This window comes from uncultured Mobiluncus sp., from assembly GCF_947087965.1.
Lineage (GTDB): Bacteria > Actinomycetota > Actinomycetes > Actinomycetales > Actinomycetaceae > Mobiluncus.
Window position 1 is genome coordinate 135,827 of record NZ_CAMUES010000002.1, and the last position, 22,755, is coordinate 158,581.

20 protein-coding genes and 1 tRNA gene are annotated in these 22,755 nt (G+C 56.5%); 16 read left to right on the forward strand and 5 right to left on the reverse strand.

Annotation, left to right across the window (positions count from 1 at the left end; all coding sequences use genetic code 11):
- Positions 1-24: 24 nt before the first annotated feature.
- Positions 25-882, reverse strand: coding sequence for a PD-(D/E)XK nuclease family protein (locus tag Q0V70_RS02660; RefSeq protein WP_297588080.1), 858 nt, complete (start codon positions 880-882; stop codon positions 25-27).
- Positions 883-972: 90 nt separating this feature from the next.
- Here Q0V70_RS02660 and Q0V70_RS02665 point away from each other — a divergent pair, with 90 nt between their 5' ends.
- From Q0V70_RS02665 to Q0V70_RS02725, 13 genes are all read left to right on the forward strand, one after another.
- The gene (locus Q0V70_RS02665) at positions 973-2,028 is read left to right on the forward strand and encodes a tRNA (adenine-N1)-methyltransferase (RefSeq protein WP_297588082.1); all 1,056 of its coding nucleotides are present in this window, start codon (positions 973-975) and stop codon (positions 2,026-2,028) included.
- Positions 2,021-3,604 (forward strand): proteasome ATPase, encoded by a 1,584-nt coding sequence (gene arc, locus Q0V70_RS02670; RefSeq protein WP_297588085.1) that lies wholly within the window; start codon positions 2,021-2,023, stop codon positions 3,602-3,604. The genes Q0V70_RS02665 and arc overlap by 8 nt, the downstream gene beginning before the upstream one ends.
- A gap of 12 nt (positions 3,605-3,616) precedes the next feature.
- Complete coding sequence (locus Q0V70_RS02675; protein ID WP_297588088.1) at positions 3,617-5,200, forward strand: proteasome accessory factor PafA2 family protein; 1,584 nt, start codon at positions 3,617-3,619, stop codon at positions 5,198-5,200.
- Between the two features lie 45 nt (positions 5,201-5,245).
- Positions 5,246-5,443: a ubiquitin-like protein Pup gene (locus Q0V70_RS02680; protein ID WP_282921544.1), complete on the forward strand. Its 198-nt coding sequence runs from the start codon at positions 5,246-5,248 to the stop codon at positions 5,441-5,443.
- Between the two features lie 3 nt (positions 5,444-5,446).
- Positions 5,447-6,850 (forward strand): proteasome accessory factor PafA2 family protein, encoded by a 1,404-nt coding sequence (locus tag Q0V70_RS02685; protein ID WP_297588090.1) that lies wholly within the window; start codon positions 5,447-5,449, stop codon positions 6,848-6,850.
- On the forward strand, positions 6,847-8,514 hold the full coding sequence (locus tag Q0V70_RS02690) for a hypothetical protein (RefSeq protein WP_297588093.1): 1,668 nt from the start codon (positions 6,847-6,849) through the stop codon (positions 8,512-8,514). The genes Q0V70_RS02685 and Q0V70_RS02690 overlap by 4 nt, the downstream gene beginning before the upstream one ends.
- A gap of 8 nt (positions 8,515-8,522) precedes the next feature.
- Positions 8,523-9,314, forward strand: coding sequence for an imidazole glycerol phosphate synthase subunit HisF (gene hisF / locus Q0V70_RS02695; RefSeq protein ID WP_295026670.1), 792 nt, complete (start codon positions 8,523-8,525; stop codon positions 9,312-9,314).
- A 127-nt stretch (positions 9,315-9,441) separates the two neighbouring features.
- On the forward strand, positions 9,442-9,858 hold the full coding sequence (gene hisI, locus Q0V70_RS02700; RefSeq protein WP_297588096.1) for a phosphoribosyl-AMP cyclohydrolase: 417 nt from the start codon (positions 9,442-9,444) through the stop codon (positions 9,856-9,858).
- Positions 9,858-10,706 (forward strand): indole-3-glycerol-phosphate synthase, encoded by an 849-nt coding sequence (locus tag Q0V70_RS02705; protein WP_297588099.1) that lies wholly within the window; start codon positions 9,858-9,860, stop codon positions 10,704-10,706. Before hisI ends, Q0V70_RS02705 begins: the two co-directional genes overlap by 1 nt.
- Complete coding sequence (gene lgt / locus Q0V70_RS02710) at positions 10,706-11,788, forward strand: prolipoprotein diacylglyceryl transferase (RefSeq protein WP_297588102.1); 1,083 nt, start codon at positions 10,706-10,708, stop codon at positions 11,786-11,788. The genes Q0V70_RS02705 and lgt overlap by 1 nt, the downstream gene beginning before the upstream one ends.
- 163 nt (positions 11,789-11,951) lie before the next feature.
- Complete coding sequence (locus tag Q0V70_RS02715) at positions 11,952-12,191, forward strand: hypothetical protein (RefSeq protein ID WP_297588104.1); 240 nt, start codon at positions 11,952-11,954, stop codon at positions 12,189-12,191.
- A gap of 101 nt (positions 12,192-12,292) precedes the next feature.
- Positions 12,293-12,733, forward strand: coding sequence for a LexA family transcriptional regulator (gene umuD, locus Q0V70_RS02720; RefSeq protein ID WP_297588106.1), 441 nt, complete (start codon positions 12,293-12,295; stop codon positions 12,731-12,733).
- Complete coding sequence (locus tag Q0V70_RS02725) at positions 12,715-14,085, forward strand: Y-family DNA polymerase (protein ID WP_297588109.1); 1,371 nt, start codon at positions 12,715-12,717, stop codon at positions 14,083-14,085. Before umuD ends, Q0V70_RS02725 begins: the two co-directional genes overlap by 19 nt.
- 137 nt (positions 14,086-14,222) lie before the next feature.
- Here the strand turns inward: Q0V70_RS02725 and Q0V70_RS02730 are convergent, their stop codons facing one another.
- Entirely contained in the window at positions 14,223-15,716 is a 1,494-nt protein-coding gene (locus tag Q0V70_RS02730; RefSeq protein ID WP_296179800.1) for a DUF1846 domain-containing protein, read from the reverse strand.
- Positions 15,717-15,790: 74 nt separating this feature from the next.
- On the opposite strand from Q0V70_RS02730, the gene Q0V70_RS02735 reads away from it, so the two are divergent.
- On the forward strand, positions 15,791-17,008 hold the full coding sequence (locus Q0V70_RS02735) for a DUF4032 domain-containing protein (RefSeq protein WP_297588112.1): 1,218 nt from the start codon (positions 15,791-15,793) through the stop codon (positions 17,006-17,008).
- A 109-nt stretch (positions 17,009-17,117) separates the two neighbouring features.
- Here the strand turns inward: Q0V70_RS02735 and Q0V70_RS02740 are convergent.
- Positions 17,118-17,191, reverse strand: a tRNA-Leu gene (locus tag Q0V70_RS02740).
- A 106-nt stretch (positions 17,192-17,297) separates the two neighbouring features.
- Here Q0V70_RS02740 and Q0V70_RS02745 point away from each other — a divergent pair.
- Positions 17,298-17,906: an ANTAR domain-containing response regulator gene (locus Q0V70_RS02745; protein WP_296179794.1), complete on the forward strand. Its 609-nt coding sequence runs from the start codon at positions 17,298-17,300 to the stop codon at positions 17,904-17,906.
- 40 nt (positions 17,907-17,946) lie between these two features.
- On the opposite strand, the gene Q0V70_RS02750 is transcribed toward Q0V70_RS02745, so the two are convergent.
- The gene (locus Q0V70_RS02750) at positions 17,947-18,342 is read right to left on the reverse strand and encodes a PaaI family thioesterase (protein WP_297588115.1); all 396 of its coding nucleotides are present in this window, start codon (positions 18,340-18,342) and stop codon (positions 17,947-17,949) included.
- A gap of 33 nt (positions 18,343-18,375) precedes the next feature.
- Here Q0V70_RS02750 and polA point away from each other — a divergent pair, with 33 nt between their 5' ends.
- A complete protein-coding gene (gene polA, locus Q0V70_RS02755) occupies positions 18,376-21,171 on the forward strand; it encodes a DNA polymerase I (RefSeq protein ID WP_297588118.1) in 2,796 nt (931 codons plus the stop codon).
- Between the two features lie 63 nt (positions 21,172-21,234).
- Here the strand turns inward: polA and Q0V70_RS02760 are convergent, their stop codons facing one another.
- A complete protein-coding gene (locus Q0V70_RS02760; protein ID WP_297588120.1) occupies positions 21,235-22,497 on the reverse strand; it encodes a dicarboxylate/amino acid:cation symporter in 1,263 nt (420 codons plus the stop codon).
- Between the last annotated feature and the right edge of the window lie 258 nt (positions 22,498-22,755).

Sequence of the window (22,755 nt, forward strand, 5' to 3'; positions counted from 1 at the left end):
AACCGAGGAAGCGCTCCGAACTGCCTAGCCCGCGGCGATGGGACCGATTTCTGCAATTTTTTCCACTTGCGCCGGGTCCAGGTCCGGGGCTGTGCCCCCAAAAGCGGGACACAGGTTTTGAAAGTAGCACCAGTCGCAGAGCCGGGATTGCCGGGTTTCAAAACGTTTCGCTTGCAGGTGAGCGGCTATGTCTGACCACAACGCGTTAAGTTCAGTTTCAAATTCGCTCACATCGGCATCGGTCGGGTCAAACGTCAACACCTGGGGGTTGCCTCCCAAGAACAGCAGCTGGGTGCGTTTGGGGGTGATCTGATACTGTTCCCGGTACAGCAGGGCATACATTCGCATCTGAAACACATATTCCCCGGTAAAGCGCATATCGGGAGCCTTGCCGGTTTTGTAATCGATAATGCGCACGTCCCCGTTGTCTGCCTGTTCCACCCGGTCAATGAAACCGCGCAGCCTTAAACCGCTGGATAATACTGTTTCCACCCCCAGCTCCCGGCCGCTGGGACGCAGGCGGCGCGGATCTTCCAGGGAAAAATATGCATCAATAAGCTGTCGGGCCGCAGCTTTCAATTCGTCCTCGGAAGTCTGGGCCAGGATTTCAGAAAGTTTGTAGGCTCCGTCCGTGACCTTTTCCCAAGCGCTGTCCACGGTTTCGCGTACCGTGGGGGCTTGGCGGTCGGCGGGCGGCAAATCAAACATATCCTCCAGGACCTTATGCACTAAACTACCGCGCAGGGCTGCGGGGCTTTGCAGCTCAGGGAGTTTGTCGACATACTTGAAACGCCACTTCAGGGGGCATTGTTGAAACTGTTTCGCCGAAGATGCCGAAAGCGCCGGGGGACGAGAGGCCTGGGCAGGAACTGATTCACTCATGCTTTCAGGCTAATCGCCGGGCCGCCAAAAATCCGTCCGTTTACCAACCGATTGTGTCGGGTCGAAAAACCATAGGTTAAGATAAAGGTTATGGCTCAATCTCAGGAAAAACCATCCGTTCCCGGCGGTCCAGCGCGCCGCCGCGGCCCTTTTCGCAGTGGAGAGTGGGTCCAACTGACCGACGAAAAAGGTCGGGTGCATACGACCCTGCTGCGCGAAAACGGCTATTTCCAATGCCATCAAGGAGCCCTGCACCACAGGGAAATCATCGGGAAACCGGAGGGCACAATTGTTCCCGCGGAGCGCGGCGAACACCGCTTCACCGCGCTGCGTCCCCTGCTGGTTGATTATCATCTATCCATGCCGCGCGGGGCACAAATCCTCTACCCGAAAGATGCCGCGCAAATCGTGATGGAAGGCGATATTTTCCCTGGCGCTACCGTTGTTGAAGCCGGGGTGGGCAGCGGTGCGATGACCATGAGCCTGCTGGGGGCGGTAGGGCCGTCCGGGCACGTAACCAGTTTTGAGGTGCGTCCAGATTTTGCTGAGGTAGCGCGTTGCAACGTGGAAATGTGGTTCTGCGGGGAAGTGGACAACTGGGAGTTACGTCTGGCTGATCTTAGTGAGGGGCTGCACGAGGGCGTGGCGGACCAGACGGTGGATCGCGTGGTGTTGGATATGTTGAAACCGTGGGAGCACCTGGAACAGGTTCATCGGGTGCTGGTGCCCGGTGGGGTGTTGACCTGCTATCTCACTACCATTACTCAGCTGGCGCGGATGGTCCAAGACTTACGAAACTTCGGGGGTTTCACGGCCTTGCGCTCCTGGGAGTCCCTGGTCCGACCCTGGCACGTTGACGGTTTGGCGGTGCGACCCGATCACCGCATGATTGCCCACACCGGATTTATATTTACGGCCCGCCGTTTGGCTGACGGCGAAACTTCCATTCGGCACGGCGAAGAAGCGGTTGGTCAGTTCGACCCCTGCGATGCCCTGTGGGAAAACGACAACCTTGACTACGAAGCGTCACGGCCGATTTCGGACCAAAAACTGCGTCGCGTCATCAGGGATGCCCAGGAAAAAGCTGCCTACCAGCGGGAACAGGCGGATCGCCGCACCGTGCTTGAGGAGGAAAACGATGAATGATTCCGACACGAGTATTGAGGACTTGAAACGTGAGGTCATCTCCGTTGGCGAACACAACGCCCGCCTGAAAACCGCCCTACGAGAATCAAAAACGCAACTCGAGTCCCTGCGCTCCCAACTGCGACAAATCGGTCAACCTCCCTTGTCGCGAGCTATTTTTGAAGGGTTTTCCACCGACAAGGTACCCGGTGCGGACGCGAGCCAACCCTCCCGACTGGCCGAGGTCGCTTGGGAAGGCAAACACGTGCGCTTGGCGGTGCAGGAATTCGCGGGGGTGGACCAGCTGCAGCCGGGGGACGCCGTGTGGATAGACGCCACCCCGGTAGTTGTGGGCTTTGCGACCAGGGCCCTGTCTGGGAGCGTGGCGGTCATTCGTGACCTGAAAATGGACCGGGCGGTCGTGCGGCTGTCCAGCGGCACTGAAATTGTAGTGCGCCTGCGTGCCGGATTCGCCAAAACCCTGAAAGCCGGCGACACCCTGTTGGTGGATACGCGGGCCGGTTGGGGACTGGAACTGCTGGAAAGCGCCGGCGTGGAACAGGCCCTGCAGCCCGAAGTTCCGGAAGTCACCTATGACGATATCGGGGGGCTCGACACGGAAATCAAACATATCCGCGCTGCCGTAGAGATGCCCTATACCCATCGCAATCTGTTCGCCTCTTACGGACTGAGTGCACCGAAAGGAGTCTTGCTGTACGGGCCTCCGGGCTGCGGCAAAACCATGCTGGCCAAGGCCGTAGCCACGTCTCTGGCGGTGCAATACGATCAACCCAGCGTGTTCCTCTCCGTGAAAGGCCCCGAACTGCTGAGCAAGTTCGTGGGCGAAACCGAACGGCAGATCCGCGCCATTTTTGACCGCGCCCGGGAACTGGCGGCGGGTACTCACCCTGTGGTGGTGTTCTTTGATGAGATGGAGGCCCTGTTCCGTACCCGCGGCTCGGGCATTTCCTCCGATGTGGAAAATATGCTGGTACCCCAACTGTTAACCGAGATGGACGGTTTGGACGAACTGCGCGATGTCATCGTCATCGGCGCTTCGAACCGGGAGGACATGATTGATCCGGCGCTGCTACGTCCCGGCCGTTTTGACGTCAAAATTCGCGTGGGGCGTCCGGATGCGTCAGCTGCACGCGGTATTTTGGCGCACCATCTCAGTCCGGCGACCCCTTTCGATGAGGTACAGATGAACGCTGCCGGGGGAGCGACAGTTTTTGCCGTAAACCTGGTGGAGGCCGCGGTCAATCGCCTATTTGTCCAGGAGCCAGCCACCTATCTGTGTACCTTGCGCTACGTTGAGGTGGGGGGCAAAGAGCAGGAACGCAAAGTGTTCTTTAGCGACATGATTTCCGGGGCTTTACTGGTTTCGATTGCGAACCAAGCCAAAAATCTGGCCATAGGCCGCGAACTGAACGGCGAGGGTCGTGGGATTCGTCTGGAGGACCTCAACGCCGCGCTCACGGACACAATCGCTCAGACCGCGGCGCTCACGGCGCTGCTACCCCCGGAAGCTCTGGCACGAGACTTGGGAATCAACTGTATCGCCAGCGGGGTAGTCCGCGACCCGTCATATTCCTAGTCAGGGGCCGGAATGATGACAAATCAGCGTGTGGTAGGAATCGAAACCGAGTATGGCATCGCGCACGACCCGGATACAGAAGTTTACGCAAATCCCAGTCTGCGGGATAGTCCCGAGGGTTTGTCCGTGATTGCAGCACAAGCGGTGCGTTCTTGGCAGGCGAGTTTGCGTCCTGACGGGCGGGCGATTGGTTGGGACTGGGACGGGGAAGACCCCTTGAACGACCTGCGCGGCACTCGGTTGGAACGTGCCAGCGCTAATCCGACCATGCTGACCGATGATCCCCACCGGTTTGCCCCGGCAGCTTCCCCTGCAGACGCTACCGCGGATGACACGTTTTCAGCGCAGGAACTGGTGGGTCAATCCTCTCCCATGCTCACGAATGTGGTGTTGACGAATGGGGGACGGTTCTATGTCGACCATGCTCACCCCGAATACTCCACTCCCGAAGTGTTGACCGCCCGCGACGCGGTGGTGTGGGACGTAGCTGGGGAATACGTGGCCAGACGAGCCATGAGTATAGCCGCCAGCTACGATTCTCCGATTGCGCTGTACAAGAACAACACCGATTCCAAAGGGCTGGCATACGGTTCGCACGAGAACTATCTGTTGGCCCGGGAAGTGCCGTTTGCGCTGCTACGCGACTGCCTGGTGCCGTTTTTGGTGACACGCCCGGTTATCTGCGGTGCGGGCCGGGTCGGTATCGGGAAAAACAGTGAAACTTGCGGTTTTCAAATGTCGCAGCGCGCGGATTTCGTGGGGGATTTGGTTGGTTTGCAAACGACTTTCAACCGTCCCATCGTCAATACTCGTGACGAATCTCATGCCGATTCAAAGTGGCGCCGCCTGCACGTTATCAACGGCGATGCCAACCGGTTCCCCGGCTCTATCCTGGTAAAAGTCGCTTCGACTAGGGCGTGGTTGGCGGCTCTGGAAGCAGCTTGGAGGTCCAGTCACAGTGCCCCGCCGGTAGAGGGCCTGTTCCTGGAGTGCGATCCGGTAGAAGCTGGGTGGCAAGTCTCCCACGATATTGACTTTGTGACGACCCTGCGGTGTGCTGACGGGACAGAACGCAGTGCTTTGGAGTGGCAGTGGGCGGCAGCGAATACAGTGGCGGATTTCTTACATTCCTTAGACCGGGACGTATTAGTGGCGGATGCCCTCATTGATGCTCTGACCTGGGTAGATACCGTGCGAATGCTGCGCGAAGATTCCGGAGCCGCAGCGCGGCGCATCGAGTGGGTGGCGAAACGCACGATTTTCCAGGCTCTAAGCGAGCGGATTCCCGGGGGATGGTCCAGCGCGAAACTGGCAGCCCTGGATATTCAGTGGGCTGATTTGCGCCCCGGTTTGTCTCCGGTGGATAAACTGCGAGCCAAAGGCCATGTTGAGGATGTCGCGCCCGCTACCGAAATTATTTTGGCGGCTACCCAGCCTCCTACCGGCACTCGTGCAAAAGTGCGGGGGGATGCGGTAGCTCATCGAAAAGACCTGGTCGCAGCCAGTTGGACATCGTTGGTAGTACGTGCCGGGTGGGACCGGCTGCAGCGCGTTTCCCTACTGGATCCGTTCTCGGATGAGGCTCCAACTTCGTAATTGCGTCAATAGCGCATAACCTAATGAATTAGACGAAGTAGCACAATGGAGACTGTTATGAAACAAGACCAGACGAATTATCCGGGAACTCCTGCCTCACCTGACTCGAGCGCGGTCCCGTTCGGACGCGGTCAGATTCAAGAACCGGCCGGACTGGATGACTTGCTCGATGAAATTGAGGACCTTGTCGCCGAGGACGCCGGTACTTTTGTGCAAGGATTTGTGCAAAAAGGCGGGGAGTGAACCTTGGCGCGAAACGCTCACCTGGAACAGTTGCCGCGCCGCATTTTCGGTATCGAAACGGAATACGGCATTCTCGCCGCCGCGGTGTCGGGCGGTGCTCCGGTGGTGGACGCCGACAAGGCCGGACGGGTGTTGTTTCATGACGTGTTAGCCCGCAGCCAAAGCACTTCAGTGTTCCTCCCCAATGGTTCACGCCTCTATCTCGATGTTGGGTCCCATCCTGAATACGCTACGGCCGAATGTCTGAGCTTGGACGATGTGTTGAACCAGGATCGTGCCGGGTCGGAAATCCTGGCAGATATGGCTGGTGGAGCCAGCGAGCGCCTGAGTGCCCAAACTGGCACGAAAACCCAGGTACATCTGTTTAAGAACAACCTGGACGCGGCGGGTCACTCATGCGGTTGTCATGAAAACTATCTGCTGTACCGGGACGGGAAGTTTCGTTCCCTGGTTGATTCCCTCGTCTCATTCCTGGTGACGCGCCAAGTCTTTACCGGAGCCGGCGCCCTGCTACGAATCCAGGGCGAAACCCGCTTTTGCTTTTCGCAGCGAGCTTTCCAGATAGATGACGCAGTCTCCGCCGCCACGACCTCCACCCGTCCTTTGGTCAATACTCGTGACGAACCCCACGCGGACGCGAAACGGTATCGCCGTCTGCATGTTATTGTCGGGGATTCCAACGTTTTGGAGCCTCCAACACGCTTCAAAATTGCGACGATGAACCTGTTGCTGGCCGCTTTGGAGGCCGGGGTGGATTTCTCCGACCTAGCTCTGGTTTCGCCCATCGCCGCGTTACGCGATATTACCTCGGACGTCACGAGTTTTGGGGGACAAGTCCGGGTGGAACTGACGGACGGCCGGCGCTACAGTGCCCTGGACGTGCAAGAGGTTTTCCGCGACCGTCTGTCTGACGTGTTCTCCGGGGCTGAGTTGGGTGCGGGTTACCGCGAGGTGTTGGCCCAGTGGGGGCAATGGTTAGAGGCTTTGCGGAATCAGGATTTGGAGGTTTTGACTGGCCAGCTGGATTGGGCGACAAAGTTGTCTTTGCTCAATGGCCTGCGCCAGCGCCATAATCTGGCGTTGGGCGATCCGAAGATGGCTCGTTTGGATTTGGCATACCACGACATCACTCCCGGCGGACTTCGCCTGGATCAGCGCGGCTTAGCAACCCGATTGACCCGCCCGGACGCAGTTGAGGCTGCGAAAAATGTGCCTCCGCAAAACACTCGCGCCAAGGTACGCGGCGCGTTCATTGCCGCGGCGCGAGAACACCGGGCGGATTTGCAAGCCGATTGGACTCATTTGCGTTTGCCGGAATCAGGGTTGGGAACCGTGACACTCAGCGACCCCTTCGCGGTTGACAGCGCGGAAGTCGATATGCTTATGAAAACAATGGAGGCAGCTTGAGCGAAGAAACTCCCCGGCGTTCCTCGCACCGAGCCGCGGGCCCGGTTGATGCAGGAACTTACGTCAGGCGTGAGGTTGACCCGAACCTTTCGCCACGCCGGCGTGCCAGAATGCAGGCGCAAGCTGCCGAGCAACAGTCCGCCCCGGCCGCCCCGCCGATGACGGACGGCGCCAAGGACTTACTGACCTCTTGGCTGAAGGCGAACGGTTTCGAGGACCTGGAGTCTTTCCAAGAGATGACCCGCAGAGCCGAATCCCAGCTTCGTCAAACTCCACCACCAGGCGATACGCCCGCTCCCTCCCCGGCGCTTTCGGCGGAAAATCCCGTGTCCAGGTCTTTGGACCCGGCAAACTTGGAGGTGCCCTCCTCACTACCGCCAAGGTCAAGCACATTGCCGCGCCGAGCCACTCGCTCGGCGGTACGCCAGGGAGTGCAAACTCCCGCCGCGGCCTCCCGTCAACTGGATTTCACCTCGCGTCCAGTACCTGCCGGTCCTGACGTTGCGTTGCCTGTCGTGTCCCCGGAAGCGCCAGCAATCCCGTCTCTCGCCGTTGCGGACACGCCAGCTCAGGTTGCCGCGCTGCCAGAACCTCCGGTGCGAGACTCGGTTTTAAACCTTCCTCCCGAAGTCGTGCCCACGGTCAGTTTGCGGCGTGAAGATGTACAAAACCTGGCTGTAGCGGAATCGAAAAAGCCGAAAACTCACAGTCCGCGCCGAGCAGCAAAACTCCGTCGTGCCGCATCTTTACCCCGGACTCCGAAGCCGTTGGCGAAAACGAAAGTTGTTCCGATTGCCCTCACCTTGGGGATTTTGCTGGCGCTGAGCGTGGCATTGTTGCTGTTGATTATGTGGTACCGCAGTGCCGTGGCCGTCAGCGACCCCGCGAAATCAAAAATCGAAGTCTTGGGAGCAATTGGCGCCCAACCTGTGTTGACTCTGTCCGAACCCATCCCTCTGGAAAAAAGTTCCACTGAACTTTTGATAAAAGGTAGGGGACAACAGATCAAAGACGATTCCATCGTGGCGCTGCGGGTCACGGTCTTTTCCGGAATGACCGGGAAACTGCAGTCCACCTCTGGCGATGAATCCGTGCTGGTCGGCCCGCTTTCGGCCAAGGTCTTTGGTACGGAACTGTATAACGCGGTGCGCGGCGCCACCGAAGGCTCGCGCTATCTATTGAAACAACCTGTCGAACAACAGGGTACTTCCACCATGGAAATCGGGGTTATCGATATTATCCCAACATCCCTGAACTCCCCGATGGCAGCCTTGCCGCCCGATGCTGGGCTGTCCGTAAGCGAAGACCAGGGCCAGGTGCGCCTGGCGATTCTTTCGGACTTTAGCGGCGATTTTCGTTTTTACCCCTTGATAACCGGCTCTGGGGCAACGGTTGCACCCGGTCAAACCGTACTGGTGAAATATCAAGAATTTTCTTACTCGAATCCACCTGCGTTGTTGAAAGACCACTGGTCCGAGCCGGTGAAGCTGAAACTTGATGATAAAGTGCAGCAGGGGGTGGCGCGCGGCATTGTGGACCGCAAGATTGGTTCGCGGATGCTCCTGGAGGTGCCGCCTGCCGAAGGCTCTGGCAACCAGGCGACCATCCTGGTGGTGGACATTTTAGCGGCTTGGGATAATCCCGAAGTGACGAAAGAATCTTGAGGTGACAAATGCCGAATTGTTATGCCGACGACACCCTAACAGTGCGTGTCATTCCCTGTTTGGACGTGAACGCGGGCCGCGTAGTCAAAGGTGTCAACTTTGAAAATTTGCGCGACGCCGGAGACCCGGTCGAGCTGGCGGCGCGCTACTGCGGAGCCGGAGCGGACGAAATCACGTTCCTGGACGTGTCGGCCTCCGTGGAGGGTCGGGCGACGATGGCAGAAGTCGTGCAGCAGTGCGCTCGTGAAATTTTTGTCCCCCTAACGGTCGGCGGGGGCGTGCGCAGCGTTGCCGATGTGGAACGGTTACTGAAATCCGGTGCCGATAAGGTCAGTATCAATACCGCCGCGATTGCCCGTCCGGAACTCATTACCGAGATTGCGTCCCGCTTCGGGGTGCAGGTGTTGGTGCTGTCCGCCGATGCCAGGCGGGTACAGGGTGGGGTACGCACCCCTTCAGGCTATGAAGTCACCACGCATGGCGGCAAACAATCGACCGGGATTGACCTGTTGGAATGGATTGGTCAGGCTTGTGAACGCGGAGCCGGGGAAGTGTTGTTGAACTCGATGGATGCTGACGGCACCAAGGCCGGCTTCGATATTGAGATGCTGCAGGCGGTGCGTCCGGTCTGTCCCGTTCCCCTCATTGCTTCGGGCGGGGCGGGTAACGTTGAACATTTTGTGGCGGCTGCACAAGCCGGGGCGGATGCGGTGTTGGGCGCTTCCGTCTTTCACTTCGGTGAGATTACAGTCGCTGAAGTTAAGTCAGCTCTCAGCGCGGCGGGCTTCCCGATTCGCTAGTTTTTGCGGTAAAGCGTGAAATTTTTGCGACCTTGTTTCGTGACGAGTTACTGCTCTTTTCATTTTGAAAATTAATTTTGCTCTCAGCGATTTGGGTAAATATCCCGTCAGCTGGCAATATAATTCCGTGACCGAATTACCCGATGATGTGTCCCAGCGTCTGAAACGTGATGCTCAGGGGCTGTTTGCTGCGGTCATCCAAGATTTTGACACGTTGCGTGTGCTCATGGTCGGCTATATGGACGATGAGGCTTTGGCGCGCACACTCTCCGAGGGGCGGGTCACCTTCTGGTCGCGCAGCCGTAAGGAGTACTGGCGCAAAGGCGATACTTCCGGTCACGTTCAATTCCTGCGCCACATCGAGATTGACTGTGATGGAGACGCGTTGCTGCTCCAGGTCAAACAGGTAGGTGCGGCTTGCCATACCGGCACCAGGTCTTGCTTTGATGCTGGAGGAGTCATCGAACCAGCGCGATTGGACGCCGATGTCGCCCCACCCTCGTGCGGACCCGACGGCCGGCCGATAGAGACGGTGGGACGCTGATGCTGACGTATGAGGAGTTTTATCGCCAAGCCAAAGCCGAGGTGGCCCTGCGTGAGGCCACCCTGCCTTTGGAACTTGTGAAAGAACAGGCCCGCCACACTCCCAGCCCGAAAGACGGCCTGGCGGTACTGCACTCCCGCCCCGGTTTTGTGGCCATTATGGGGGAAATTAAACGGCAGACTCCGACAGCAGGTTTTCTCAATCCCATTGAAGATCCGGTCGAGTTAGCCAGGGAATACATCGAAGGAGGGGCAGTAGCGGTTTCCGTGGTGACTGATCGCCCCAATTACCTGGGCACCACCGAAGACTTCGTGCAGGTCCGCCGCGCACTGGACGTGCCGATGTTGCGGAAAGAATACGTCGTCACTCCCTACCAGATTCACGAGTCGCGGGCGATGGGTGCGGACATGGTGCTGCTGATGGTGGCCCTACTGGAGCCGATGGTGCTGGAAGCATTGGTGGAACGGACGCATTCCCTGGGTATGTGCGCCCTAGTGGAATGCCATTCTCGTTTGGAGGCACGCCAAGCCATTTCCGCTGGGGCGCGCCTCATCGGCATCAATGCCCGGGACCGGGAAACGGGTGCGGTAGACCTGTCCATGTGCGAGCAAACTATTGACGTGATTCCCCCCGACATCACCGTGGTGGCCGAATCCGGGGTCCACGGCCCACAGGAAGTTTTTGACTATGCCCGAGTCGGGGCTGACGCTATCTTGGTCGGCGAGGCGCTGGTGCGTTCCCCGGATCCCGTGAGCCTGTTGCGCAAGATGACTTCCGCGGCCCAGCATCCCGCTTTGCGGCCCGACCGAGCCTCCCGCTATCGTCATAACTCCGAGGGGCACGATTGATGTTCTCCCTGCCTTTTGCCGCAGTGCTTTCGGTGCCGCTTTCCTCACACTGCCTTTTTTCTGCCGTTTGCACCAGCATTCCCTCCCCGCCTTCGCCGATTTTGCTCAGCCTCGGGCCGCTCACCATTCGCTGGTACGCATTTTGGATTATCTTGGGCATGGCGCTGGCGATTTTTTGGACCTCCAAGCGTTACCAATCCCGCGGAGGGAACCCCGGCTTGGTGGGCGACATCGGAATCTGGATTTGCCTCCTGGGCATTGTTGGGGCGCGGGCTATGGCGGTGTTTTCCTATCCCGGAGATTACTTTGGTCCGGGTATCCCGTGGTGGAAACCCTTTGCCATCTGGCAAGGCGGCTTGGCCATCTATGGTGGTCTGATTGGTGGATTCCTCGCCGCCGTGTGCTTCCTGCGTTTCAAGAAGCAACCCCTGGGGGTGTTCTTAGATGCCCTGGCACCCACGGTTCTGGCCGCACAAGCCTTAGGCCGCCTGGGCAATTACTTTAATCAGGAAGTCTACGGCAAGGCCACGACCCTCCCTTGGGGGCTAGAGATTAGCCCCCAGATGGCTCCGGCAAACACAGCCCCCGGAACCCTGTTCCACCCGACTTTCCTCTATGAAATCATCTGGAACCTTTTGGCCATGGGTATCTTGCTGCTGTATGAAAAGATTCGCAAGCGTTCCCATGATTCCGAGTTTGCGCAACAAGTCAATGTTTGCCCCGCGACGGGTCAGTCCTGGGGACGCCTGTGCGCGTGGGAAATCATTGGTCTGTACCTGTTCCTGTACAGTCTGGGGCGATTTTTCCTGGAGTTCGTACGTATCGACTACCAGTACACGGTGGCCGGGGGAGTCCGCTGGTTCCAAGTCGTCGCTGGCGTCATCGCCGTTGTGGGACTAGCCGTGTTCGCGGCGGCTCGGCACCGCAAACTGCCTGCTGTCTTAACTGAGGCTTCACACCCCGCCCCGGATTCACCGAAAACGCCACCCACAGAGCCTGACCGGGGGCAATCCCCTTGTGACGCCGAATCTGAAGCCGAGATAAACACGACCGCCGATGCTGTAAAAAACCCCGAAAAATAAACTTGTACCTGGTCCTAACCCAGATTAAACAGCTATTTTACGAGTGTTACGGTACAATGGTCATATTGAAGCAGTAATTCCAAGGGGGTTTTACTGCGGGGGGTTACCGGCGCAACCTATGCGTCCGCCCCTCAGAGGATGAAGAGGAAGAAGGTAAAACATAATGAATATGAATGAATCTATGCATCATCTCACCTGGTCACTTTTTGACCGTAACTCTGACCGCCAAGCTCTAAACTTGTCCCCTCGGTCGATTCTGTCCGAGGTAGTGCGTCCTTGGTTTGACGCTTACCGTCATGATCCGATGATTGAGTCGGCTCTGCGGGACTTGAACGAGGGCGGTGCTCGCCGGATTCGGGCCCTGGATTTCCTGGGATTGGATTTGGTTTCGGCAGCCGCCTAACAGCTAGGCGTTTTGACTGTAAATTCGCGGTAAGCCCTCGGGCTTGCCGCGAATTTTTGTCTTTCTGACCAAACGGGATAAAACATGCTAAAATCGAACATATGTTCGAAGATAAGCGGTCTGTGAAATCGTGGCGCTCCTACGCATTAGCGCAGTCAGCGCCGCACCCCGGTCTTCCTTTTGCGCCGGATTTGGTGCCGGCTGGCTGGCCTTCACCGTCTCAGGATTATTTCGACCGTGACATTGATTTGAACGAACATCTTATCCGCAATCGACCCGCGACTTTCCTGGTGCGGGTCGCGGGGGATTCCATGATTAACGCGGGCATCAGCGACGGGGACGAACTCATCGTGGATCGTTCCTTAGAAGCGGGGGACGGCAATGTCGTTATTGCCGTTATTGACGGTGAAATGACGGTGAAACGCCTGCACTTTGGGGCTCGCGGCCCGGAACTGCACCCCGCTAATCCGACCTATCCCATACTGCACCCCTCCGAATTGCAAATTTGGGGAGTGGTGACGCGATGTCTGCACCGACTCTGAGCCCAGGGGTCCGCCGCGCACTCGAGCGCACTCCCAGTTGCGGGGAAATAACCTGTGAGACGGAGGAATGCCAGAACGGGCTGGTGCATCGCTTTGCCTTGGTAGACGTCGATTCTTGCTTTGCCAGCTGCGAACGGATTTTCCATCCGGAGCTTTCCGGGCGTCCGGTAGTGGTGTTGTCTAACAATGACGGTTGCGTGGTAGCGCGCTCGCGGGAGGCGAAAGCCTTGGGCATTAAGATGGGCATGCCGTGGTTTCAAATCCGGGCATGGGCCGAGGCCTGTGGCGTGGTCGCCCGGTCCAGTAACTACGAACTTTACGGCTCTATCTCGGCGCGAATTATGGAGATCTTGCGCCAGTTTTCCGCCTCGGTAGAGGTCTATTCCATCGATGAGGCATTCCTGAGGCTCTACGGCAGACCCGCGGAGCTCCTAGGTATAGCCCGCAGTTTACGGTCCCGAATCCTGCACGACCTGGGGGTGCCAGTTTCGGTCGGAATCGCCCCGACCCGGACTTTAGCGAAACTCGCTTCCCACGGTGCTAAACATACCCCGGCCCTGGGCGGGGTAGCCAGCTGGGATGCTTATACCCCAGCCCAGCACGACCGGATTTTACGCGGTACCGAGATTGGCGATTTGTGGGGAGTAGGGCGACGTCTGAAAAAACGCCTGGAGGCTCTGGGGATTACGGATGCGTTGCAACTACAGAGGGCTGACCCCAGCGAAATTCGCCGCCGTTTCAACGTAAATCTGCAGCAAACAGTGCTGGAGCTCAATGGGGTGCCCTGCATCGAGATTATTGAGCGGGATGCGGTGCGCACTTATCAGGTCATGTATTCGCGTTCATTTTCCACGCCGGTGCGCGGAGTCACCCAGGCTTATCAGGTCCTCTCCATTTACTCCCAAAATGTGACGCGCCGTCTGCGCCGCCAACAGATGACCGCCGGGGCTCTGTGGGCTTTTGCCTCTACCGCCTGGTACAAGGAGCCTTTCTCACGAATCAGCGCGATGGCTCCGCTGCACCCGCGCACTGACGACCCGGTAACAGTCCTGAAAGCGGCCGCAAAGGTCCTGCTGGGACAAGTTGATCCGCGAGCGGATTACGTGCGGGCGGGCATCTGCCTGACAGACCTGGGCAAGCCCGACCCGCAGGATCCGCTGCCCATGTTTGCTCCGGATCCGGAAGCGCTGCGGCGGGGAAAAATTATTGACCGGGTCAACGCGGCGGTGGGGGAGGGCTCTGTAGGGCTGGGTCTGGCAGGACTGAAAGCTGCCCCGGACTGGACTATGAAGCGAGAAATGCTATCCAACCGCGGCACTACGCACTGGTCCGAGCTGGCTCTGGTGCACTAGCGTGATGGCAATACTTATTCAGCTATCACCAGGTTTAAGAGCTGCTTCCTGGTAGCGATACGCATTCGGGTGAGCTCCTGAGGGGCTCACCCGAATGGTTATAGTAAAAGTTCAGAGTCACACCGGAAGGGGATGTTCTAGCGTTTGCGGTACAGGCGCTTGCGCTGGAACTTGGGTTCCGAAGTGACTTGGATTCCGAGGTTTCTAAAGATTCCTTCGTCCACCGACCCCAAGATAGTGGTCGTGTGTACGTTCGTGCCATCGAGTTCCTTGAGCATCCCCAGCGCGGCGCGGGCTTCGGCAGAAGTCCCGGCGGAAACGGACAGGGCAATCAGCACTTCATCGGTGTGCAGGCGGGGATTGCGCGAGCCCAAATGCTGGGTCTTTAAGGTTTGGATAGGCTCAATCGACTCGCGAGATAGCAGGTCCAGCTCCGGATCAATATCCGCCAGGTATTTCAGCGCATTCAGCAGCATCGCGGCGGAACAGCCCAGCAGGGCAGAGGTCTTGCCGGTGATAATCGTGCCGTCGTGCAGTTCAATAGCGCTGCCGGGCTGGTTGGTGGCGGCTTCGACTTCCAGGGCGGCTCCCACTACGCGACGTTCCCAAGTGGAGATGCCCGCTTTTGCCATTAACACCGCAATCCGGTTGGATTCCTCAGAATCGCGACCGTCTCGTGCCTCTTCAACCAAAGCCTTATAGTAGCGGCGGATAATTTCTTGACGAGAGGCCTCCTGACACACTTCGTCGTCGCTGATGCAGTAGCCCGCCATGTTTACACCCATGTCAGTAGGGCTTTGATAGGGGGATTTACCGGTGAGTTGTTCCAACATGGTTTTCAGCAGTGGGAACGTTTCGGTGTCGCGGTTGTAGCTGGTGACCTGCACACCGTGTGCCGCCAAGTGGTAGGGGTCGATGAGGTTGATGTCCTCCAAGTCCGCGGTGGCGGCTTGGTAAGCCAAGTTCACCGGATGTTCCAAGGGCAGGTTCCAGATTGGGAAAGTCTCAAACTTGGCGTATCCGGCATCGATACCGCGTTTATTGTCGTGGTAGACCTGAGAGAGGCAAGTTGCCAGTTTGCCGGACCCCGGGCCGGGGGCGGTAACTACAATGAGGTCGCGGCTGACCTCCACATAGTCATTCCGGCCGAAACCATCCTCGGACAAAACCAGCTTCGTATTCGAGGGATACCCCTCGATAATACGGTGTCTGGCGACCTTCAACCCCAGTCGTTCCAGACGCTCCTTGAACGCGAAAGCCAGGGCGTTGTCGTCCGCGAGCTGGGTCATCACAACGTTTTCCACCAAGAAACCGCCTTCGCGGAACACGTCGATGAGCCGTAGCACGTCATCTTCGTAAGTAATATCCAAATCAGCACGCCGTTTTTGCCGCTGTAGATCCAAGGCGCTGACACAAACCAATATCTCAATTTCGTCCTTTAACTGACGCAGCATCGTAATCTTGTTGTCCGGTGTGAACCCTGGCAGGACTCTGGAGGCGTGCATATCGTCGTAGAGCTTGCCACCCATCTCCAGGTAGAGCCGCCCCCCGATTTCCTGGCGACGCTCCGCGATGTGTGTGGACTGCATTTTGATGTATAAGTCATGGTCAAACCCAATTTTTCGGCTCATCAAATACTTCACTTTCTCAGAAAATTTCAGCTTGGAATCAATAATTAATTATTGTCTTAGCTTACACTAGGGGAGTGACGTTCTCAGTGACCGCGGCCACCGCGGAACCCGCTTTACTGGATCTGCCTTGGGAATTACCCTTGGAAGAATGGCCAGAGCGCTATATCGCCTCTTTCCCGCACGGAATTTCACGCCACGTTGTGCGTTTCGTGAACCTCGGACCGCGAATCCTCGCGGTGAAAGAAATTTCTGAAGAAAAGGCACGTCACGAGTATTCCCTGTTGCGTGATCTGGTGCGTTTGGAACAGCCGGTGGTACAACCGCTAGCCCATGTCACTCACCGTACCAATGCTGACGGGGAAGAGCTCAACAGCGCCCTGGTGACCTATCACCTGCCCTTTTCCCTGCCTTACCGGACTTTGTTTAACGCGAACATGAGTCCCGAGACCGCCACTCGCCTCATCGATTCTCTGGCGGTGCTGCTGGTCAGGTTGCATCTGCTGGGGTTCTATTGGGGAGATGTCTCGCTTTCCAACACACTATTTCGGCGTGACGCCGGAGCATTTGCCGCTTACCTGGTCGACGCGGAAACTGGGGAGTTGCATCCTGAAGGCTTGACTTACGGACAACGTTCCTACGATGTCGAAATTGCTCGAGTGAACATCATCGGTGAGCTGATGGATCTCCAGGCCGGGGGCACTCTTGACGAAGCCGCTGACACCATCGAAATTGGTAATCTGCTCCAGGACCGGTACGACGCCTTGTGGGATGAACTGACCTCTGTAGAGACGTTCGACGCTGATGAAACCTGGCGTATCGAAGACCGCATTCGACGTTTGAATGATCTGGGCTTCGACGTAGGCGAGCTTAAGATGAAGACCAACACCGCGGACGGCGCTCGCCAAGTGCTGATTCAGCCTAAGGTCGTGGATTCCGGGCACTACCATCGCCAGGTAATGCGCCTGACCGGTCTCGATGTTCAGGAAAACCAGGGGCGGCGCATGATCAACGATATGCAGACTTTCCGAATGCTCAATCATCTCGAAAACGTACCGCTTGACGTGGTGGCGCACCGGTGGCTGACGAAAGTATACGAGCCGATTCTGGCGGCCCTCCCGGAGGAACTGCTGTCAAAGCTGGAGCCAGCTCAGGTGTTTCATGAGATTCTGGATCACCGCTGGTACCTGTCAGAAAACCGCGGGGAACAGGTCAGCTTACAGGAGGCCATCGATTCCTACATTCGCAAAGTCCTACCCCAGAAACCTGACGAAATCACCATTATGGGTGAGTGAGGTACCGGTTCTGTTTTGCTTATCCGCTGGGTATCCGCCCACATCAGCAGAAAATCGATTAGTAAAGAAGCAATGTCATTATTTGTTGGTACTGCAACGAAACGTGTAGTACCCCGGAAGGGATTCGAACCCTTAACAAGCCGGGTTTGAGCCGACCGCCTCTACCAGTTGGGCTACCAGGGCATTCTCTGTGAAGGTTAGGTAAATAACCGCCGCAAAGACTTCATATATACTAAAGTATCTAACGAGAAAAGCAAATCGAGTCCACTTACAGGGGGGATCTTAAGAGATGGCGAAGACGGCATCTGCAGCTAAGGACACCAAAGAGCACCGGCGAGTAATTGTGGCCGAAGACGAGGCGTTAATTCGCCTCGACATTGTCGAAACTATGAAAGAAAACGATTTCGAAGTGGTTGGCGAAGCTGCCGACGGCGAGGAAGCCGTAACCTTGGCTTTGGAATTGGAACCTGACTTGATTGTCATGGACATCAAAATGCCGAAGCTCGATGGCATTGCGGCCTCCGAAAAAATCATGAAGGAAGCCCCTTGTGCCATCGTGATGCTTACCGCCTTTTCCGATAAGGAACTCATCGAACGCGCCAAAGATGCCGGCACTATGGCTTACCTGGTGAAACCGTTTGACCCCAAGGATTTATTGCCTGCCGTAGAGGTCGCTCTGTCACGTCACCAGGAGCTACTCTCTCTGGAAGATTCCATTGCTGACCTGCAAGACCGGCTCAGCACCCGCAAACAGGTAGACCGCGCCAAAGGTCTCTTGATGGAAAAGATGGAACTGACCGAACCGGAAGCGTTCCGCTGGATTCAAAAGACTTCGATGGATCGCCGCCTGTCCATGCGCGAGGTTGCTGACGCGGTCATCGACCAGCTAGGCGATTAGTTCCGTTCAATCGTTTGCGTCTTCACCATTTCAGAAAAGGTCACTTTTCCAGGTGTTCGACGATAGCGCAGCTCATCACCCCGGTGGAAATGACCTTACCGCTGTCTTCGCTGACGTTCTCAAAACGGTAAACCGCAGTGCGTCGTCCCAGGTGAACCGCATCGGCGGTACAAACAACGTTTCCGCCCAATCCCGGTTTAATGTGGGTTATGTCAAGGTGTGCCCCCACTGTGGATTTTCCGGACTTTTGGGCCCACTTATAGGCCGCAAATGACGCCACCGTCTCAGCCAGCAAAGCGGCCGCGCCGCCGTGCAAAATTCCAAAAGGCTGGGTGTTGCCTTCCACCGGCATAACTCCAACAGCATGTTCGGGCGTAATCTCACGGAAAGTGATGCCCATTTTCGCAATCGCTGCACCAATGTTGTTCTCGTCCATTTTCGCCTCCGAGGTTACTGGTAGCCTTAAGTCATGGCTGAAAAACGTTTGCTGGTTTTGGACGGACACTCCCTCGCGTTCCGCGCTTTCTTTTCGCGTGATCCGGAAAGTTTCCGCACCTCTACCGGTGTCTATACTAATGCGGTACACGGATTTTTCTCTATGCTGCTGACGATGATCCGCACTGAAAAGCCTACTCATATCGGGGCAGCGTTCGACCTCTCACGTCATTCCTTTCGTACTGACATCTATCCGGACTACAAAGGCGGACGTTCCGAAACGCCACCAGAATTTATTGGACAAGTTGAAAATATCCAGAAGTTACTCAGCGCTATGGGGATTAAGTGGCTGACGGAACCCAATGTCGAGGCGGATGACATTTTGGCGACTTTGACGGCAAAAGGGACCAAAAACGGCATGGAGGTGTTGGTTTCGTCAGGGGATCGAGATACTTTTCAGCTCATATCCGACGAGGTTACCGTTCTGTATCCGGGACGTAGCATCTCGGACACCAAACGTATGACTCCCCAAGCGGTAAAAGACAAATACGACGTCTGGCCGCAGCAGTACCCGGAAATTGCCGCCTTGGTCGGAGAGAAAGCCGACAATTTGCCAGGCGTGCCTTTGGTTGGGGAAAAAGTTGCCGCCGCGTGGCTAAATGAATACGGCTCCCTGGATGCTTTGTTGGAGCATCGTGGCGAACTCACGGGCAAACGCGGGGAAAATTTGCGTCAGCACGTTGACGACGTCATGCGGAATCGTCAGTTAAACCGGTTGCGCACCGACCTGCAGCTTCCCGTTAGTGTGGAGGACATGCATTGGACCGGATTCGATTCACAGGCGGTTCAGGCGGTTTGTGATGAGCTGGAGTTTAATCAGATGCGCTCCCAGATTCTGAAACTCGGAAGAACTCTCGGTGTCGCGTCCGCCAACACCGCGCCATCCGGAGAGGCGAACAGTTCTGAGTTGGAACCGGAGCCGCAAGACGCGGATGGTTTTGGAGTGATACCGGATCCTGAACGTTTTCATCTGGGAAAGGATTTCACGTCGGCGCAGTTTGCCCAGTGGTTGCAAAGCACGGAAAGCCAGAGTTTAGGAATTTGGGCGGTAGGTAATATCGGAGTAACGAATCCGCGAATTGACTGGCTTTTGTTGGCTACAGATGAAACTCTCCAGGGTCAGTGTGTGCTGATTGTTCCTGATGAGCTCACGCCGGAAACGGAACACTTACTGTGCGATGCTTTGGCGGGATGTCGAAATAAAACCGTCTATGACGCGAAATCTCTGCGTCATGCGTTACGTGCCCACGGTTGGGAGCTGTGCGGTCCGGTCACGGACGTGAATATGCTCGATTACCTGGTCAATCCCGATGGGAATCGCACTAAGTTCGCCGGGGTGACGAAGCGTCTGCTGGGTTGGGAGATTGATGAGAAACCCTCCGATGTCAGCAAAATCAGTGAACAGATGACTTTGGATTTAGGCCTGGAACTGGACGGGGAGTCCCCGGCACAGCCGTGGCCCCAAACGCTGATTAATCAAGGCATCTATGCCTACGCCCTGCTACAGATGCAGCCCATGCTCCAACAACTGGCGCGCTTCCGCCGGGTAGACGGGTTACTGGAACTGGAAAACCCACTTTCCTTAGTTTTGGAAAAAATGGAATATACCGGTATCGGTATTGATACGATTTGCCTGGATGATTACGCGCAGAGTCTGCAATCTGATGTCGAGATGGCTCAGCATTCCGCTTTTGACTCCATTGGCCGCGAAGTCAATCTGTCCTCCCCGAAGCAGCTGCAAGATGTGCTGTTTACCCAGCTGGAGTTACCTAAAACAAAAAAGACCAAAACGGGGTATACAACGGATGCGAAGGCTTTGGAGGAACTTGCGCGGTACAACCCGCATCCTTTCCTCGAAGCACTTTTATACCATCGTGACCGGATAAAACTTTTACAGATTGTGCGCAATCTGCGTGACCGGGTAGGGGATGACGGCAGGATTCATACCACCTTTGGGCAAACTGTGGCGGCAACCGGACGGTTGTCCTCCATTGATCCGAACTTGCAAAACATTCCGGCACGTACCACGGACGGGCAAAAGATTCGGGAAGCGTTCGTGCCTCAAGAACCGTATACCGCCTTGATGACAGCGGATTATTCCCAGATTGAGATGCGGATTATGGCCCATCTGTCCGGTGATGAGGGACTGCTGGCCGCGTTTGCCTCCGGCGAGGACCTGCACCGTTCCGTGGCGGCCTTGGTTTATGGAGTGACGCCCGATGAAGTGACTTCCACCCAGCGCTCCCACGTCAAGGCGACTTCCTACGGCTTGGCCTATGGATTGAGCGCTTTCGGTTTAGCCGGTCAGCTCAACATCTCTCAAAAAGAAGCCAAGCAGCTGATGGATACCTATTTTGAGCGATTCGGAAGGGTGAGGGACTATTTGAATTCCATTGTCGCTACCGCCACCAAGGTTGGTTACACCGAAACTATGCGCGGCAGGCGCCGCTACCTGCCGGAATTGCGTTCTACCAATCGTAACGTGGCTGATAATGCCCGACGCGCGGCTCTCAACGCCCCCATCCAAGGCAGCGCGGCCGACCTCATGAAAGAAGCCATGCTCCAGGTCGATGCTGACTTGCGGCGCGACCATCTGCAGTCTCGTGTCCTGCTGCAAGTTCATGACGAACTAGTCTTGGAGGTGGCTCCTGGCGAAGAGCAACGTTTGGAAACGTTAGTACGTAAAGCCATGACGGGTATCGCAAAACTGCGGGTTCCGCTGGAAGTCTCGGTGGGCATCGGACCCAATTGGAGAGCCGCAGCCCACTAAAAACTCACGGACCGGCACCGGGATACTTGACCCGGCACCGGTCCGCAGTAAGTTGGGCAACGCCTACTTCACGTCTTCGAGATACTTATCGGAGTCGAAGTGGTTTTCACCGGCAAAGCTCTGGGCGATTTCCTTGTCGTTGTCGTCAATCTTTCCGCTAGAGAAACGAGCCATCAGCATAGCGATAGCTCCGTCACCAGTCACGTTCGTGGCTGTCCCGAAGGGATCGAGGGCAATGTAGGACGCAATCATCAACGCAACTTGTGCATCGTTGAATCCCAGCATGGAGGACAAGATACCGGTCGCCGCCATAATCGCACCGCCGGGAACGCCCGGAGCTGCGACCATCGTGACACCCAGCATAAAGATAAAACCGACGAACTGGGCGAGACTAACCTTAATATCGGAGGTCATGATGATGGCCAACGCAAAAGCGGTAATCTTCGAGGTTGATCCTGCCAGGTGAATGGTGGCGCATAGCGGCACTGTGAACGAAGCGACCGCGTCAGGAACACCAAGCTTCTTAACCTGGCGCAATGTCACCGGAATCGTCGCGGCAGACGAGGATGTCCCCAAAGCGGTTGCGTACGCGGGCAGCATCGTCACCAGAGCCTTGAACGGATTGACCCCGAAGGCCAAACCACCGACCAGGTACAGACTGACCAGGATAATGACCTCCAGTACCAAAACCAGGATGACCACCACCGCCAGCACGGCGATAACGTTGTAGACCTCCCCGGTCTTTGTCATGTTGAGGAAGATACCAAAGATGTGAATCGGCAACAGGGGGATGATGACTTTTTCAATCAACTTAATGATGATGGCACGGAACTCCACGAAAGCGCGGCGCAACGTGCCGCGGGACACCATAGACAAACCGATGCCCATGATAAAGGACAAAATGAGCGCCCCCAGTACGGAAATCGGGGCGGGAATCTCCAAAGTCACCGCCGGGGCAATGCTGGACGCCGAAGGATCCGTAACAGAAGCCAAGGAACCGTTGCGCAAAAAGTTGGGCAGTACGCTCTCAGAAATACCGTAGGTCAAGAACCCGGAATACATCGTCGAGATGTAGGCAACCAAAGCGGTCAACCCCAGCCACTTCGCGGAACCGGAACCGAGGTCAGCAATAGCGGGGGTCACCAGCCCGATAATAATGAGCGGGATACAGAAGTTCAGGAACTGACCAAACAAAGAATTGAAAGTGGCGAAAACCACAACGACGGGCTCGGGAACGAAAAGCCCGAAAACGATACCAAGGACAATCGCGATGACAACCCAGAGCAAGATGCCACCCTTTTTGAAAATATTCACAATAGACTGCATTCCTGCATTAAACCACACTTTTTACTTACCATTTTCAGTCGGTCGCCTCACCTCCGCTAACCAGGACCCAGTGTGTGCAAACCTGTTGTTAACCGGATTCCGCTCGCTGGGGGTCTGACGGTCAATTCAGAGTAGTGATTGAAGCGGTTTTAATTTGGATATGCCGGCAGTATCAAGTAGTATTGAGGCTTGGTGTTTTATCGCTTTAGGGTGGTTTATTCAGCCGTCTGGAAGTGATTCGACATCGGTAACTATTCC

Excerpts from the sequence above, each read along its gene's own strand:
- Q0V70_RS02675 (WP_297588088.1), top strand. The coding sequence starts at position 3,617 with ATGATGACAAATCAGCGTGTGGTAGGAATCGAAACCGAGTATGGCATC.
- Q0V70_RS02660 (WP_297588080.1), bottom strand. The coding sequence starts at position 882 with ATGAGTGAATCAGTTCCTGCCCAGGCCTCTCGTCCCCCGGCGCTTTCG.
- polA (WP_297588118.1), top strand. The coding sequence starts at position 18,376 with ATGGCTGAAAAACGTTTGCTGGTTTTGGACGGACACTCCCTCGCGTTC.
- hisF (WP_295026670.1), top strand. The coding sequence starts at position 8,523 with ATGCCGAATTGTTATGCCGACGACACCCTAACAGTGCGTGTCATTCCC.
- Q0V70_RS02725 (WP_297588109.1), top strand. The coding sequence starts at position 12,715 with ATGTCTGCACCGACTCTGAGCCCAGGGGTCCGCCGCGCACTCGAGCGC.
- Q0V70_RS02745 (WP_296179794.1), top strand. The coding sequence starts at position 17,298 with ATGGCGAAGACGGCATCTGCAGCTAAGGACACCAAAGAGCACCGGCGA.
- Q0V70_RS02665 (WP_297588082.1), top strand. The coding sequence starts at position 973 with ATGGCTCAATCTCAGGAAAAACCATCCGTTCCCGGCGGTCCAGCGCGC.
- Q0V70_RS02730 (WP_296179800.1), bottom strand. The coding sequence starts at position 15,716 with ATGAGCCGAAAAATTGGGTTTGACCATGACTTATACATCAAAATGCAG.
- umuD (WP_297588106.1), top strand. The coding sequence starts at position 12,293 with ATGTTCGAAGATAAGCGGTCTGTGAAATCGTGGCGCTCCTACGCATTA.
- Q0V70_RS02680 (WP_282921544.1), top strand. The coding sequence starts at position 5,246 with ATGGAGACTGTTATGAAACAAGACCAGACGAATTATCCGGGAACTCCT.
- lgt (WP_297588102.1), top strand. The coding sequence starts at position 10,706 with ATGTTCTCCCTGCCTTTTGCCGCAGTGCTTTCGGTGCCGCTTTCCTCA.
- arc (WP_297588085.1), top strand. The coding sequence starts at position 2,021 with ATGAATGATTCCGACACGAGTATTGAGGACTTGAAACGTGAGGTCATC.
- Q0V70_RS02715 (WP_297588104.1), top strand. The coding sequence starts at position 11,952 with ATGAATATGAATGAATCTATGCATCATCTCACCTGGTCACTTTTTGAC.
- Q0V70_RS02760 (WP_297588120.1), bottom strand. The coding sequence starts at position 22,497 with ATGCAGTCTATTGTGAATATTTTCAAAAAGGGTGGCATCTTGCTCTGG.
- Q0V70_RS02750 (WP_297588115.1), bottom strand. The coding sequence starts at position 18,342 with ATGGACGAGAACAACATTGGTGCAGCGATTGCGAAAATGGGCATCACT.
- Q0V70_RS02705 (WP_297588099.1), top strand. The coding sequence starts at position 9,858 with ATGCTGACGTATGAGGAGTTTTATCGCCAAGCCAAAGCCGAGGTGGCC.